Origin of the sequence: Haloarchaeobius ordinarius, assembly GCF_051801355.1 — an archaeon.
Classification (GTDB): domain Archaea; phylum Halobacteriota; class Halobacteria; order Halobacteriales; family Natrialbaceae; genus Haloarchaeobius.
Window position 1 is genome coordinate 3160249 of record NZ_CP196560.1, and the last position, 12821, is coordinate 3173069.

The 12821-nt window shown below is 62.9% G+C and carries 11 protein-coding genes and 2 pseudogenes; 5 read left to right on the forward strand and 8 right to left on the reverse strand.

What is annotated here, in order from left to right; all coding sequences use genetic code 11:
* Positions 1–79 precede the first annotated feature (79 nt).
* The 3 genes from ACSC1R_RS16570 to ACSC1R_RS16580 all read right to left on the reverse strand — a co-directional run bounded on the left by ACSC1R_RS16570 (position 80) and on the right by ACSC1R_RS16580 (position 3720).
* Entirely contained in the window at positions 80–901 is an 822-nt protein-coding gene (locus tag ACSC1R_RS16570; RefSeq protein WP_439026829.1) for a mechanosensitive ion channel family protein, read from the reverse strand.
* Positions 895–1899 (reverse strand): hypothetical protein, encoded by a 1005-nt coding sequence (locus ACSC1R_RS16575; RefSeq protein ID WP_439026830.1) that lies wholly within the window; start codon positions 1897–1899, stop codon positions 895–897. Before ACSC1R_RS16575 ends, ACSC1R_RS16570 begins: the two co-directional genes overlap by 7 nt.
* 138 nt (positions 1900–2037) lie before the next feature.
* A complete protein-coding gene (locus ACSC1R_RS16580; protein WP_439026831.1) occupies positions 2038–3720 on the reverse strand; it encodes a potassium channel family protein in 1683 nt (560 codons plus the stop codon).
* Positions 3721–3906: 186 nt separating this feature from the next.
* On the opposite strand from ACSC1R_RS16580, the gene ACSC1R_RS16585 reads away from it, so the two are divergent.
* From ACSC1R_RS16585 to ACSC1R_RS16595, 3 genes are all read left to right on the forward strand, one after another.
* The gene (locus tag ACSC1R_RS16585) at positions 3907–4392 is read left to right on the forward strand and encodes an Lrp/AsnC family transcriptional regulator (RefSeq protein WP_439026832.1); all 486 of its coding nucleotides are present in this window, start codon (positions 3907–3909) and stop codon (positions 4390–4392) included.
* A gap of 530 nt (positions 4393–4922) precedes the next feature.
* On the forward strand, positions 4923–6407 hold the full coding sequence (locus tag ACSC1R_RS16590) for a proton-conducting transporter transmembrane domain-containing protein (RefSeq protein ID WP_439026833.1): 1485 nt from the start codon (positions 4923–4925) through the stop codon (positions 6405–6407).
* Complete coding sequence (locus tag ACSC1R_RS16595; protein WP_439026834.1) at positions 6397–8802, forward strand: DUF2309 domain-containing protein; 2406 nt, start codon at positions 6397–6399, stop codon at positions 8800–8802. The genes ACSC1R_RS16590 and ACSC1R_RS16595 overlap by 11 nt, the downstream gene beginning before the upstream one ends.
* A gap of 245 nt (positions 8803–9047) precedes the next feature.
* Here the strand turns inward: ACSC1R_RS16595 and ACSC1R_RS16600 are convergent.
* A pseudogene (locus ACSC1R_RS16600) lies at positions 9048–9307 on the reverse strand (type II toxin-antitoxin system HicA family toxin).
* A 109-nt stretch (positions 9308–9416) separates the two neighbouring features.
* Here ACSC1R_RS16600 and ACSC1R_RS16605 point away from each other — a divergent pair.
* Positions 9417–9902, forward strand: coding sequence for a cation:proton antiporter regulatory subunit (locus ACSC1R_RS16605; protein WP_439026835.1), 486 nt, complete (start codon positions 9417–9419; stop codon positions 9900–9902).
* Positions 9903–9909: 7 nt separating this feature from the next.
* Here the strand turns inward: ACSC1R_RS16605 and ACSC1R_RS16610 are convergent, their stop codons facing one another.
* Together ACSC1R_RS16610 and ACSC1R_RS16615 are read right to left on the reverse strand one after the other, a co-directional pair.
* A complete protein-coding gene (locus ACSC1R_RS16610) occupies positions 9910–11106 on the reverse strand; it encodes a cation:proton antiporter (RefSeq protein ID WP_439026836.1) in 1197 nt (398 codons plus the stop codon).
* A gap of 89 nt (positions 11107–11195) precedes the next feature.
* A complete protein-coding gene (locus tag ACSC1R_RS16615) occupies positions 11196–11579 on the reverse strand; it encodes a cation:proton antiporter regulatory subunit (protein WP_439026837.1) in 384 nt (127 codons plus the stop codon).
* A 327-nt stretch (positions 11580–11906) separates the two neighbouring features.
* On the opposite strand from ACSC1R_RS16615, the pseudogene ACSC1R_RS16620 reads away from it, so the two are divergent.
* A pseudogene (locus ACSC1R_RS16620) lies at positions 11907–12014 on the forward strand (type II toxin-antitoxin system VapC family toxin); the annotation flags it as partial.
* A gap of 135 nt (positions 12015–12149) precedes the next feature.
* Here ACSC1R_RS16620 and ACSC1R_RS16625 read toward each other — a convergent pair.
* Positions 12150–12401, reverse strand: a complete 252-nt coding sequence (locus tag ACSC1R_RS16625; protein WP_439026838.1) for a type II toxin-antitoxin system HicA family toxin — start codon at positions 12399–12401, stop codon at positions 12150–12152.
* Between the two features lie 3 nt (positions 12402–12404).
* Positions 12405–12674, reverse strand: coding sequence for a type II toxin-antitoxin system HicB family antitoxin (locus ACSC1R_RS16630; protein WP_439026839.1), 270 nt, complete (start codon positions 12672–12674; stop codon positions 12405–12407).
* Positions 12675–12821 lie beyond the last annotated feature (147 nt).

Consider the following 12821-nt stretch of genomic DNA (forward strand, 5'->3'; position numbering starts at 1 on the left):
TATGTCTAGTGCACGATAAACGTTCGACACAGAATCGACGAGCCGGTCGCCAGCGGTTCACGTGCCCCTGGGAACGGGCTCAGGATTCGGAGCGCGACGCGTCGTGCCCGGGGAGCGGCGACGGCTTCTCGATACCCTCGTTCGCGAACGCCCTGCGGACACGCCGGGTCACGTCAGATTCGAAGACGAACTCGTTGCGCGTGTCGTTCACATACGCCTTGCCCCGGACGGTCTGGTAGTACAGCTCGTCCTCGGTGAGCACGACGAAGGGTCGCTTCTCGGAGACGAAGACGTAGCGCGAGGTGACGAGTGCCTCCTCGACGATGCACATCGCCCTGTCGAGGTCGGCGTCGGCCGCGACGTAGAACTCCACGACCACGAGCATCTCGGCCTTCCCGGCGTTCGCGTTCGCGACCGCCCCGCTGAACACGGAGTCGTTCGGGACGACGACGAGCGTGTCGTCCGGCGTCTGCAGCCTCGTCGCCCGGATTCCGATGTCCGTCACTTCGCCGTAGTGGCCGTCGATGGTGACCTTGTCGCCGATCTTGTACGGTTGCTCGACGATGAGGATGAACCCGCCGAAGACGCTCGAGAACAGGTCTTTGATACCGAAACCGATGGCTGCCCCGATGAGGCCAGAGATGGCGAGTAGTTGAGTCGGCGTGACCGCCAGCACCTGCCCCACGATATAGTACGCGACCGCGGCGTACACGACCGCCTTGAACAGTGGCAGGACCATCTTCACCGTGATCCGGTGTTTGACGGTCTGCTCTGCGACCTTCGAGACGACGAACGCGAACATCTGGACCACGACGTAGGCGACGACGATGACCACGAGGGAGTTCACGATGTCGAGCGCGTCGATGGTGACCTCTGGGACCCCCGTCTGCAACGTCACCATATGACCCGCCGCCGTTCCAGCGATTCGACCAGTGGCTTCAATGCGCCGGGTTCGAGCACGACCTGGTCACCGTCGACCGTGAGGACACCCGTTTTCGATAGCTCCCCGAGCGCCCGGTCGAGTTCGGGGTGTTCGACCACGTCGGCCAGCTCGTCGTAGGAGAGTCGCTCTTTCGTCAGGAGGACCTGCAACAGGAACGCGGTATCGTAGTCCACCCCGAGCTCGCCCGGTGGTTCTCGAATCGCGCTGTAGGCGAGCCGACCATCCGAGAGGCTCTCCTGCCAGAGATAACTCGCGACGCCGGGGTTCCCCCTGGCCAGCTGGGTAATCCGGTCGAAGATGAGCGTCTCTGGGAGGTCCTCGTCAGTTCTCGCCAGTCGTTTGCGCACTCCGTCGACGTTCAGAACCGCGTAGGGAACACGGAGCGTCCGGTGTCTCCCAACAGGGCGTTCGTACGTCCGTCTCACCACCAGCGGTTCGACTGTCGGCTCCCTGTCGTCGACGAGTTCCGGACCGTTCTCGTCGTACTCCGCCATGAGAAGCGTTCGAATCGTCCCACTGTCGAGATCGCCGAGTCGGATCTGCGTTGGGAACGTCCGTTCGAGGTCCTTCACGGCGGCCAGATAGTCCCAGGCGAACGTGTTCCACGAGGTGACGACCGGCCCGTCGAACGTCGCGACCTGACGCAGGAAGCGGTCGAACCCGTCGAACCCCCCGATACGTCGAACGAACCGGTGCTGGCAGTCGTCGACGAGCAACACCGCTACGTCGTCCAGGTCGAGGTCCTGGTCGTGACTGTCTGTCGGTGTACACCGTACCCGGGTCGCCCGGTCTCCGAAGTAGCGCTCCGCGAGGTCGAGGAACGCTTCCCGGCCACCGAACGGCTCGGAGAGGACCGCGACCGCCCCTGGTGAGCCGTCATCGACCGCCGAGAGGGCCGCCTCGAACGCCTCCCTCTCGTTACTGTATCCGGTCGACAACCCGGAACCGAGAGTCATATTCGAAATACGACAGCAACAGCAATGAACGCTTCCTCGTCGTCAGGTGCTCACAAGTGGAAGAAGCCGACGGTACACAACTGGTCGACGGACGGCCAGCAGCCACCGGCGGAAACGTTCGGGGAACAGCCCCGCGTATCAGGACATCTCGGTCGGCGAGACGTCGAACCGCTTGAGGAACCGCTGCACTGCCTCGTCGGACCCGACGATGGTTATCCGTTCGTCCCCGGTGAACTGCCGCTGTGGGTCGACCGCCACCGTCTGTCCCTCACCGTCTTCGATGGCGATGACGCGACACCCGGTCTGCTCGTAGATACCCGACTCCATCAGGGTCGACCCGGTGAGCGGGGTGGCCGGCACACGGACGAGACGGACCTGGCTCGCCGGCGCGAGCACGTCCTCGCCACGTATCTCCTTGGCGACCATCCTGGCGCTCACCCGCGGAACCGACAGAACGTAGTCGGCACCGGCGGTGAACGCCTTCTGCGTGGTGTCGGCGTTGCTCACACGAACGAGGACCTCTATCTCCGGGTTGAGTGACTGCGCCAGCACCGTGGTGAGAAGCGCTACCGAATCGTCGGGGACACCGACGATGATGGCTCCGGCGTCCTCCACGCCCGCCTCTCGCAAAACCTCTCGCGAGCCACCGTCACCCACTACGTCCACCTCGGGCCGGTCTTCGACGTCGATGGTTACGACCCGTCCGCCCGCTTCCTGGATGACCGTCCGCGCGGCATGACCCACCTCGCCCAGCCCGACGAGGACGAACTGTTCGTGTTCAGTGAACGAGCGAGGGGGCCTGGTGAACTCGCTCAGTTCCTTGAGCGCGCTCTCCTTTCCCGACACCAGCAAGACGGTGTTGGGACGGACGACAGCGTCCGGGCTCGGCGGTAACTGCAACTCGCCGTCGATCCAGGCCCCGACGATGGTCGCCCCCGTTCGCTCTCTGACCCTGGTGTCCCTGATTCTGCGACCGACCAGTTCGCTCGACTCCGAGACCGGGAGTTCCATCAGTTTCGTGTCCCCGCCGATTTCGATGGTGTCCCTGAGTTCGGAACTGAACGAGGCGACGGCCTTCTCGGCGAGGCGATGTCCGAGCACACCGTGTGGCGACAGCACGGTGTCCGCACCGACGTCGCGCAGTATGTCCGCCATGGAACTGTCGTCGGTCAGTGTGATGATATCGATGTCCGGCCTGACCGACCGCACGGTGAGTATCGTGTTGACGTTCGCGTCACCCGCGTCAGTGATGACGGCGCGTGCGGTGTCGATACTCGCCCGTCGGAACGTCTCTGCCTCCTGCGGGGAGCCGTCGATTACGGCATACCCACGGTTCGAGAGCGCCTCGGCGTTCTCTCTGGAGGAGGAGATGAGCACGTAATCGATACCGAGTTCCCTGAGTTCGTCCAGGAGAACCGACGAGTCACGGCGGTACTCACAGATGATGACGTGACCGTTCTTCGAGCTGAGGCGGTCGTCGAGGTTTACCTCTGCACCGGTGAACAGTGGAATGATGATGAGGCGGAGCGTGAAAAACCCCGTCGCGATGCCCGATATCTGTATCATGGCGACGAACAGGAACATCAGGGGGTGGCTCCAGATGTCCGAGTCCTGCCCGTAACCGGTCGTCGTCATCGTCTGGATGACGAACTCGAACGACGCGAAGACGGACTGTTCGACGCCTTCCAGCCGTGTCAACGCATAGTTGTACGCCACCGTGTAGAACAGGATGAGCACCACCAGACCGGTGAAGTAGTAGATGACGTGTCGGATACGCCGGCTCGGTTTCAGTCTGCGGAGCGGCTCTGGGAGCGTAACCATCGTCGGATGCTGTATGATAGTATCGAACCAAGAAAAAGCATACACGTCTTCCCTGTTCCACGGTCGGTGCGACGAGTCCGTTCGCTTGCAGTGACGACGCCATCCCAGCACGTCGAGAACCCGGGAGCGAACGCAGAGAATCCGAGCAACCCACAAATAAAGTACCATTGCCGCGGACACACTGGTATGGCTGACAACGAGATAGACGACGTGGATAGAGCGATTCTATTTGCACTACAGGAAGACGCTCGAAACATGTCGTCCGGAGACATCGCCGAGCGAACCGGTACCTCGGGCAGTACTGTCCGCAAGCGCATCTCGCGTCTCGAATCCCAGGGTATCATCAAGGGGTACAGCGCCAGTATCGACTATCAGAAGTCGGGGTATCCGCTCCGAATGATGCTCTATTGTACCGCTTCGATACCCAGACGTGGTGAACTCGTTCCCGAAATCCTGAAAATCGACGGTGTCGTGTCGGTTCAGGAACTGGTCACCGGCGAACAGAACCTCCTCGTGACTGCTGTTGGCGAGTCAGACAGCGACATCACACCCGTGGCACAGGAACTGCTCGATATGGGACTCAACGTCACCGACGAAGTCCTCGTTCGAAGCTACGAGACGACGCCCTTCGGCAAGTTCGATTCCGGAGGCCGCACGGAGAACGACCACTGACCAAAGACGTGTCAGCCGTCCGGCGCACGACGGCGTCGGTTGACCGCCCGACGAAGACGAGTTCTGCGAGCACCACCGTCCCCGTCCCTCGGGGACGAATGGTCTGGTATCCCCGGGGGCAGCCCCGAACTACTCGGTAATTGTGCCCTCGTTCTTGACCGAACTGTTCTCGAACTTCGGTTCCTGGTACTAACGCGCGCAATCAGCAGAAGACCGTTCGTGGATGAACGGGAAGCTACTCGACACTGTCGTCGAGTCCATCGAGGAGTGGACCGGGCCTCGAGGAGAGCGACACGGTCGGATACGCTGACGGCCCGGGTCGCGAGTCTCCCGCGTTGTGTCTCGGTGCCAAGGTACTCATCCCCATGACACTGGGAAACATAACGTTCTATAATCGAGTATTGTGCGAACAATTTGTGAAGATAGGTAGATTTAATAGTTAATCTGTTCCCTATTCTGGTGAACACGACTGAGACTGGGATGCCGGTTCGGACCGGTTGCCAGGAGAGGTCGCTACGACGGACTAAACGATGTCAGGACAAACCTCGAAGAGGACGGTCGGAGCGCTCCCGGACACGACGGTCGAATCGCCGTTCGTGTCCGTCGCACTCACGTGGCTCGTTTGGTCGCTGTTCGCCGCGAGTATCGCTGCACTCGCCGCACGAACCCAGTTCGGTGGCGCGTGGGAGGTTCCCGGCGTGGTCGCCATCGACGGGCTGACCGTCCTGATGTGGGTGGTCGTCACCTTCTTCAGTGGTATCGTCCACAGCTACTCGCGCCGCTACATGGCGGGTAGCGCTCATGAGACTGGCTTCTTCCGCACCGTGTTCGGTTTCACCCTGGCCGTGATGGGACTCGTCGCGGCCGACAACATCGCCCTGTTCGGACTCCTGTGGCTGGCGATGGGCCTGCTGATGGCGAAACTCATCGGGACCGTCTCCGGCTGGAAACAGGCACAGGCGGCTGCGGCGGTCGGCCGTCGGTACTTCCTCGCCAGCAGTGGCCTCCTCGGTGTCGCCCTGACGACGCTGTGGTGGACGACCGGGGCGACGACCGTCTCCGGTATCACCGCGGCTTCCGGGACGCTCGGGGGGCCGCTGTGGCTCGTCGCCGCGTGTGCCCTCGTGCTCGCCGCGATGATTCAGTCCGCACTCGTCCCGTTCCACACCTGGCTCCTCTCCTCGATGACCGCACCGACACCGGCGTCGGCACTGATGCACGCCGGATTCGTCAACGCAGGCGGAATCCTGCTGCTCCGTTTCGCGCCGGTCATCACCGCCGACCCCGGTCTCATGCTCGTGGTCGCCGGCGTCGGTGCGACCAGCGCGTTACTCGGGAAGCTCCTCAAATCAGTCCAGTCGGACGTCAAGAGTAAACTCGCCTGTTCGACGGTTGGGCAGATGGGATTCATGATACTGCAGGCCGGCCTCGGCTTCTTCGGGGCCGCCGTCACCCATCTCGTGTTACACGGCTTCTACAAAGCCTACCAGTTCCTCGGCGCGGGCGCACAGGTCGAACACACCAGCCCGACGGGGACGTCACAGAACACAACGAGCGTGGTCGGCGTCGCCGTCACGCTCCTGACCGGACTCGCCGGGGGCGCACTGTTCGCGGCGCTGACTGGAAAGGGGACGAAACTCGACACCGGCCTCTTGCTCGTCCTGTTCGTGGTACTCACCACGCTCCATGCGGCCCGTAGCGTGGTCCAGAACGCCTCGCTCCCGGCGACGGTCCGCTACGGCGCGGTCCCGCTGGTCTTCCTTCCCGCCATCACCGTCTACGCTCTCGTCTACGAGACGATTCTGGGACTCCTGACCGGCCTCCCCGTCGTCACTGCGCCGACCGACCTGACCGTGCTCCACGGCGTCGTGGCCGCCGTCTTCCTCGCCGTCTACGTCGCCATGGAAACCGGCGTCCACGAACGCAGCCAGCGCCTCTACGTGACGCTCGTGAACGCGAGCCAAACCCCATCCAGCACCGTGTTGACCACCAAGGAGGATTACAATGAACACTGAAACAACCATCCAGAACAGCATCGAGAAAGCAGCGACCACCGTCGGGTCGGTGTGGCCGCTCCACTCGTTCGTCACGGCCAACCCCCTCTCGGGGTTCGAACACCTGCCGTTCGGCGAAGCGGTGACCCAGGCGAGTCACCTGCTGGGTGGTCGCGGCTATCCGAGTCCGGAGGCGTTCCAGGCAGCCCTCGACGCCGGCCAGATCGACCCCGGGCTACTCGAATCGGAACTCGCAGCACGCGGGTTCGAGGACGACCCGGAGACGCTGCTTGCGCGTATGGACACCACCGTCGATTCGGACGCCCCGGACACCGCCACCGAGCGGGCCGACCACGTGCTGACGAAGTGGCTGTCGGCCTTCCTCGACGAGGGCTGTGCGCAGTGGTCGATGCCGAACCGCGAGGCCGGGTTCTACACCGCGTTCCGTGACGTCGCTGCACACGACGGCGACATCCCCGACGAGTGTGCCGCCACAGCCCTGCCCGAGACGCCACTCGAAGCCCTCGAAGCCGTGCTGGAGCCGTACCCGGAGAGCCAGTGGGTCCCCATCTTCGAGACACAGCTGGCCGCGCTCCCCGGCTGGGCCGGCTTCATCAAACAGCGCGCCGAGAAGGAGGACGCCTGGCAGTCGACCCACCCGATCACGCTTGCCGGCTATCTCGCGGTCCGCCTCTCGCTGCTCGAGAGCTTCGGTGCCGACATCGACCCCTCGACCGGCCCCGAGAGCACCGACGCTGACTCGGTCGACCAACTCGCGGACGCGTTCCTGACCGCGTGGGAGGCGAGTTACCGGAGCGAACTCGTCGAGAGTGTCGCCGCCGAGAGCCAGTCTCTCGACGAGCGCGAGTCTGCGGGCCGCCCGGACGCCCAACTGGTCTTCTGTATCGACACCCGGTCGGAGGTCATCCGCCGGCACATCGAGGCCACGGGCGACTACGAGACCCACGGCTACGCCGGCTTCTTCGGCATCCCGATGGAGTACCAGGGATACGATGCCGAGGTGTCGGTCGATGCCTGTCCGCCGATTCTCGACCCGCAGCACCACGTCTGCGAGATTCCAAGCGACAGGGACACGCAGTCGACCCACGACCGGTGGTCGAGCATCCGCGAGGCCGCGGGCGGGCTCGTCAAGACGCTGAAATCGAACCCCGCCACGGCCTTCGGCTTCGTGGAGAACGCCGGCAGCGGGTACGGGCTGGCGCTCGCGGCCCGCACGCTCGTTCCCGGCCGCGTCGCCGACCTGTTCGACACTGCCGACGACGCGGTGCCCGACTCGCGCGAGTTCTGTGACCAGGTCGTCCACCACCAGTACACCTACGCCGGCGACCTCCCGGTCGGACTGACCACCGAGGAGAAAGTCGAGTACGCCGCCACCGCCTTCGAACTGATGGGCTGGGACGAGTTCAGCCGCCTCGTGGTCTTCACCGGCCACGCCAGTGAGACGACGAACAACCCGTACGATTCGAGTCTGGACTGTGGTGCCTGCGCCGGCAATCCGGGCGGTCCGAATGCCCGTGTACTCGCGACTATCTGTAACGACCCCGAGGTCAAAGCGGCCCTGCGCGACCGTGGCTTCGACATCCCCGACGACACCGTCTTCGTCGCCGGCGAGCACAACACGACGACCGACGAGGTCGAGCTGTACGACCACGACGCCCCGGAGAGCCACACTGCCGACATCGAGCAGTTGCGTGCTGACCTCGCCACCGCTCGCGAGAACGCGGCCGCCGAGCGGACAGAATCGATGGACGCGACCGAATCGAAGGGACTCAGCGAGACGAAACGCCGGGCTGCCGACTGGGCCGAGACGCGTCCCGAATGGGGGCTGGCCGGCAACGCTGGCTTCGTCGTCGGCCCCCGCGAACTGACCAGCAACCTCGACCTCGACGGCCGCGCCTTCCTCCACTCCTACGACTGGTCGACCGACCCCGACGGCGAGGCGCTCGAAGCAATCTTCGCGGGGCCGCTGGTCGTCACCCAGTGGATCAACACCCAGTATTACTTCTCGGCGGTCGACAACGCCGTCTACGGGAGCGGGTCGAAGGTGACCCAGAACCCGGTCGGAAACGTCGGCGTCTACCAGGGCAACGGTGGCGACCTGATGACTGGCCTGCCGCTCCAGTCGCTGATGGCTGCCGACGACGAACTGTACCATCAGCCCCTCCGCCTCTCGGCGGTCGTCCACGCACCACTCGAGCGTGTCACCGAAATTCTGGCCGACCACGACGAGGTCGCCCAACTGCTGGACAACGAGTGGTTCTCGATGACGGTCGTCGACCCGACCCAGAGCCATCGTGCGTTCCACTACGAAGAGAATCTGGAGTGGACGCCAGTGTCCGAACAGGCCGACGCACAGCCAGCGAGAGTCGCCTCACCGGCTGTCGCGGACGACTGACCGGTCCGTGCTCGCAGTGGACACCCGTCGAGGAACTGGTCTGACTCCAGTTGGAGCGACGACCCTCAATTTTCTCGGTCTGGTTCTCCGTTTCAACGTCACAGACCGCACGAAGGCACGTCTTTCTCGAGTCTCTCCGTGAGGGAAGGGTCGTCGCCCAGAACACTACCAGGCGCCAAACTACTGGTAGAGTATCGGTAGGTAGAGCCAGCCGATATCGATGGGCCCCTGGCCTGGAACGACGGCTACGAATTACGGTCGAGCCACTCACAGCGCTCCTCGAAATCTCTCGGCCCGGCGCTATCGGCGACGCCGCGGAGCGTCCCTGTTCGTAGCTCTCGGTCGAGCGGAACAGTGACTCGCCGCCTGTCGTCTTCGTCGGCCGCTCGGAGTACAACTGGGCGTGGTCCCCAGTCGTGGGTCGCTACTCGAACCCGCCGACGTTGACCAGCACGTTCACTGGGGACGTGGCTGTTCGACAGTTCCCAGAAGGGTCCAACCACATCACGACACCTGTACGCACGCAACGGCTCACCGCCAGTGCGGTTCCGCTCGCACAGGCGGATGATACGAGCGGACCTTGCTATTATCTACGTCGCCGACCGACGGTCACTATGACAGTCTACGAAACGGACCTCCCGGGCGTTGGACGCAAGTTCGATCTCGAACTGTCGGACGGTACATTCGCGTCAGTCGTCATCCACCACGACGGCAGATGTGAACTCTACCGACGTCCAAACCGCGAGACGAGCGGTGAGAAACTGCTTGGGTTGACCGGCGACGAGGCCAACAAGCTCGGGTCGATTCTCGAAGGGGCGTACTTCGAGTCAGTGACCGTCGACGAGTTGACTGTCCCGATCGGTGACACCATCATCGGGTGGGTCGAGGTTCCCGGTGATTCACACCACGTCGGCGAGACGCTCCGAGAGAGTGAAATCGAGTCACGGACTGGGACGACGACGATCGCCATCCAGCGTGGGAGCGACACGGTCCCGAACCCGTCCCCCGACTTCGAACTGGCTTCTGGCGACATCCTCGTCGCGATTGGGACGCGTGAGGAACACTACGAGCTAACCCAGATCGTTCGCGGGGGCACCTGACTCCGAATCAACCATCCGTGTATCTGCGTGCAACACGTTCGACGAGGTGAGCGTTTCGCATGAGCACGGTCCCGAGGACGCTGGTCAGGAGGACGTACCCGACGGTGAACGCGGGAATCGTCTCTCGAAGGGCGTCTGTCGTGCCGGCTGTCACGAGGAAGGCTGCGATCACCAGCGAGAACTCGCCACGGGGGGCGAGTGCACTCGCCATCCGCGACGCTTGTTCGACCGAGAGACCGTAGCCACGCCCGGCGAAGTACCCACTGACGAGTTGGCAGAGCAGCGTGACGACGACCGCAACGAGGACGAACCCCGCGACAGAGACGACCACCCGCGGGTTCGTCTGGAGACCGATGACGAAGAAAAACACCGCAGCGAAGAGGTTGCGACTCGGGGCGAGCAGGCTCTCGATACGTTCGACGTGGCTGGTCTGTCCGAACGCCGCCCCGACGACGAAGGCGACGATCGCATCACTGACGCCGGCAGCGAGCCCGAGGCCAGCGACGAGCGCTGTCACGCCGAGCACGCCGAGCAGGAACAGTTCACTCGAGTGGACGTCGAACGCTCGGTCGATCCACTCCCCGCCGTAGTAGGCGACCAGCCCGAGTACGAGGAGGACGACCGCCGCCTGTCCGATCGTTCGTCCGAGGGAGGCGACGTCAGCGGCACCGAGGACGAACGCCGACAGGACCGCGAAGACGGCGGCAGTGATGATGTCCTCGATGACGACGACCCCCAGGATCGCCTCGCTCTCCGGGTTGACGATCCACTCCAGGTCGATGAGCGACTTGGCGATGATGACTGTCGAGGAATTGAACACGATGAGACCGACGAACAGTGCCTCCAGCAGCGTGAAGCCGAAGACGAGACCGACGAGGATACCCACCGGGAGGCTGATTCCGATATCGATCGCACCAGCGCGAGCGAATCGTGTTCGCTTCTGAATCAGCGATGTCAGCCCCAGTTCGAGTCCGACGAAAAACAGCAGGAGGACGACCCCCAGGTCGGCCAGCAGTCGAATAAACGCTGGCGACTCGACGAGGGTGAACGACACACCACCGACCGACGGTGCGAAGGGGCCGATCAGAACCCCGACGAGGATGTATGCTGGGATCACCGACTGGCCGACGCGCAGGGCAAGCAGTCCACCGATGGTGAGAAGGGTCAGAAAGAGTCCGGCAGTAAGGACGAGGTTCGATGTCACCACATCTAGACGTATGCTAGCCAGCCGGGGAGCAATTACTGTACCGGTGTCGCTGAGGGGGTGCGGGGAGTGAAATAACGGCCCCGTATTCAACCGTGAGAAGCGTCAGGGGCGAGGAGTTCGGCGAACGCATCGTGTGCATCCACAGTCCCGACAACTACGAGGACGTCTTCCGCCAGCATCTCGGTTCCGGGGGCCGGATTCGGAATCGTTTGCTCGCCTCGTTCGACGGCGAGAATCGAGACGCCCGTCTGCGTCCGGACACCTACTTCACCGATCGTTTTCCCGACGACGGGCGATCCGCCGGGGATAGACACCCATTTGATACGAGCGTCCGAGAGTGCGTCGTCGAGATCGTCGTCGACAGGTTCGAAAAACGTGCCGTCGAATATCTCCGCGAGTTTCTGTGCCTCGCGCTCTGTCGTGGTGAAGAGCTCCTCGCTGTCCGCCTCGGAGTCGTCCCGCCAGAACACGTCCCGTCGGCCGTCGTTGTGAATGAGGATGGTGAGTGCTTTTCCGCCCGAGAACGATACCTGGTATCGTCGTCCGACGCCGGGGAGCTGTGTCTCGAATACCTTCATATTCTCTCTCGCTCGACTGGGATAATGATTGTTTGGCCCAGAGCGTCGAAACGACGACGCTCTCGCACCCGGGTCCTACGGTGCTCCAGTTCAGTCAGAAACAGGCGGGCGAGAACTGGCTCACTGCGGCACAGAGTTTCTTTGCAGTGGCGCTCGCCGGCGGAACCGCTCTCTTTGATTCGATGTAACCGACCCCGACCCTGTGTAGCCCAGAACCGCAGCTTCACGGGCGCGACCAGCGTTCACCTGTGTGAATCGCGTGGTATCGACCCGGTGTTGAGTTTCGACGACGACTTCGATGGGCTGGTCGAGCGAACTGGACCCGGTCGCTGCGACGAGCTTCGGCGTTGGTACTCGCGATTGAAAACTGTCGCCCGGAACACTAGCTATCGACAAACTACTCGCAGATTCCTGTCAGCTAGATGTGGGTGTTTCCCGATAACTGCCAAGTCGGAGCGAAAGCTACGAATTACGGTCGAGCCACTCACAGAACTCCTCGAAATCTCTCGCCCCGGCGCTGTCAGCGATGCCACGGAGCGTCCCCGTCCGAAGTTCGTCGTGTAACGGAACCGTGACTCGCCGCCTGTCGTTTTCGTTCGTTGGACGTTCGTAGTACAGTTGTGCGTGGTCTCCTGTCGTTCGTCGCCACTCGAACCCACCGACGTTGACTAGCACTTTCACCACTTCTCGACCGGAGAACGTCCTCCTCCCCATCGGTTACTCGAGTACGTCTGGTGGCTCCTGCTCACCAGTCGTGTTGTCCCTGGGGTCGATACCCATCTCACGGAGTTCCTCGTCGGTCGGCGCTCTCCCCACCTCGTCGTTGTGCAGTGCGAGCGCCTCGTCGAGGTTTGCAAGTGCAACCTCCCGGGACTGTCCTTGCGTAGTGACACCCGTTTCAACGTCTTTGGCAACCCACCAGTCGTCCTCACGCCACAGACGAATCTCCGCTTCGTGTGGGGACCCGTCTCGCGTCGAGCTGGCCATGTTGGTCTGAGATAGTAGGACATCGCGCATAAGGATTCGGTCGATAGAGAGACAGCTTGTACACAGGAGAGAACCGATTTACAGGGATACATCCACAGCGAAGCTACTGCTGGTGAATTCAGAGTTGTCGCCCGGAACACTAACGAC